Source organism: Caballeronia sp. GAFFF1 (assembly GCF_023630705.1).
In the GTDB taxonomy this organism is placed as follows: Bacteria; Pseudomonadota; Gammaproteobacteria; order Burkholderiales; family Burkholderiaceae; genus Caballeronia.
The window spans coordinates 1-2151 of the sequence record NZ_JALQEM010000008.1; the positions used below are offsets into that span (position 1 = coordinate 1).

At 69.3% G+C, this 2151-nt stretch carries 3 protein-coding genes; all 3 read left to right on the top strand.

The genetic code is table 11. The features are described from left to right. The coding region (locus NCR37_RS04645) for a PD-(D/E)XK nuclease family protein (protein WP_250471985.1) at positions 1-1468 on the top strand (1468 nt) is incomplete at its 5' end. 82 nt (positions 1469-1550) lie between these two features. Further along, positions 1551-1835 carry a hypothetical protein gene (locus tag NCR37_RS04650; RefSeq protein ID WP_250471986.1) on the top strand — a complete coding sequence of 95 codons (285 nt, stop codon included), beginning with the start codon at positions 1551-1553 and terminating at the stop codon, positions 1833-1835. A 94-nt stretch (positions 1836-1929) separates the two neighbouring features. Beyond that, positions 1930-2124: a hypothetical protein gene (locus NCR37_RS04655; protein WP_350029046.1), complete on the top strand. Its 195-nt coding sequence runs from the start codon at positions 1930-1932 to the stop codon at positions 2122-2124. Positions 2125-2151: the final 27 nt, after the last annotated feature.

Sequence of the window (2151 nt, forward strand, 5' to 3'; positions counted from 1 at the left end):
CGGGCAGAAGGAGAGAAACCACACGACGAGAGGGGACGATTCGGCGGTCGTTTGGGGCCGGCCCCCCCCCCCCGCCCCCCCCCCCCCCCCGCCGAAATCCGGCTTGCCCGACGCGAAGGAGTATCACGACGAAGCGGGCGAAGCGGTGCTGCACTACGGCATCGACGAGGATGAATCGAAGGAGGTGAGCGCCGCCATCGCCCGCGAGCAGGCGGCCGAGCGCGCGCGGCTCGTTTACGTGGCGCTGACGCGGGCGGTGTATCGCTGCTATGTCGTCGCGGGCGTGTATATGTCGAACGTGTCGAGCAAGTCGACGAAGGAGTCGCGGCGAAGCGTGCTCAACTGGCTCGTCGCGGGCGCGGGGCAGGACTTCGACGCGTTCTGCGAAGAGCCGCCCGACGAAGCGGGCATCATCGCGGCGTGGCACGCGCTCGAAGCGCATTCCGATGGCGCGATCGGCGTCGCGCCGTTGCCGGTGATCGGCGCGCGCGAGCCGCTCGCCGCCGAGGCCGCGGGGCCGCACGAGATGACCGCGCGCACCAATCAGCGCGTCTTGCGCGACCGCTGGCGCATGGCGAGCTTCAGTTCGCTGATCGCGGCGGGCGCCCGCGACGAGGCGAATCAGCCGCAGCCAGTCGACGCGCGGCCGGATCACGACGAACTCGCCGACCTCGACGTGCCCGTTCTCCAGCAAGCCGCGCCGCGCGACGAGGCCGCGCTCGCCGACGACGACATCCTCGCGTTTCCGCGCGGCGCGGCGGCGGGGGAATGTCTGCATCGCATGTACGAACTGGCGGACTTCACGCAGCCCGCGACCTGGGCCGATGCGATCGACCGCGCGTTGCGCGAGCATCCGACGCCCGCGCCGGAGCCGCTCACCCGGCGTCTTCGGCCGATGATGCAGCGCCTGCTCGCCGATACGCTTTCGACCGAGATCGCGGCGGGTCTTCGGCTGTCGCAGATTCCGCCCGCGCGTCGCATGAACGAACTGGAGTTTTTGTTTCCCGCGCCGTCGCTGGACTTCGCGGCGTTGCGGCGGATTCTCGCCGCCCACGGCTATCCCGACGTCGCGCTGGAGACGGGCGCGTTGCGGGGTTTCATCAAGGGGTTCATCGATATGATCGTGGAGCACGACGGGCGCTACTGGATCATCGACTGGAAGTCGAATTATCTCGGCGAGCGTGCCGCGGATTACAGCGCCGCGCCGCTCGCCGAAGCGATGGCGCATCACGCGTATCACCTTCAGGCGCTTGTCTATGTGGTGGCGCTGCACCGGTATCTGCGGGCGCGGCTCGCTGCGTACGACTATGAGACGCACGTCGGCGGCTATCTGTATCTGTTCGTGCGTGGGGTGCGGCCCGACTGGCGCGATGGCGACAGCGGCGCGCCGAGCGGCGTGCATCGCGGCCGCCCGCCGTTCGCGCTCGTCGAGGCGCTCGACCGGCTGATGTCCGGAGGCGCGGCATGAGCACCATCCAGTTGTACGGGCCGGCATCGCGCGTCGCGGAGGAAGGCTCCGCGCTCGACCGGCTCATGTGCGGAGGCGCGGCATGAGCACGATGGACGTCAATGCGGCGGTATGGCGTGTAGTGGAGAAAAGCGCGGCGTTCGCCAAGGCGCTCGACCGGCTGATGTGGGAGGCGCGGCATGAGCACGATCCAGTTGTACGCGCCGGCATCGCGCGTCGCGGACGAAGGCGCCGCGCTCCACCGGCTCATGTGCGGAGGCGCGGCATGAGCACGATGGACGTCAATGCGCCGGTACGGGGTATAGCGGAGAAACGCGCGGCGTTCGCCAAGGCGCTTGACCGGCTAATGTGCGGAGGCGCGGCATGAGCACGATGGACGTCAATGCGCCGGTATGGCGTATAGCGGATAAACGCGCCGCGCTCGCCAAGGCGCTCGACCGGCTGATGTCCGGAGGCGCGGCATGAGCACGATGGACACGACCGCGCCGGCATCGCGCTTCGCGGACGAAAGCGCGGCATTGGCCGAAGGCTTCGCGCGGCGCATGGCCGAACTGTCGCGGCGCTCGGGCGCGAGCGCCGATGCAGTCGCGTGGGCCGAACGCGCGGCGCTCGCGATCAGCAGCGCGACGGCGCTCGGGCACGTCTGTCTCTTATAAACATCTGACGCTGCCGACGATATCGGA

What these genes read in the sequence shown, in the direction of transcription:
- NCR37_RS04655 (WP_350029046.1), top strand. Translation starts at nt 1,930, where the DNA reads ATGAGCACGATGGACACGACCGCGCCGGCATCGCGCTTCGCGGACGAA.
- NCR37_RS04650 (WP_250471986.1), top strand. Translation starts at nt 1,551, where the DNA reads ATGAGCACGATGGACGTCAATGCGGCGGTATGGCGTGTAGTGGAGAAA.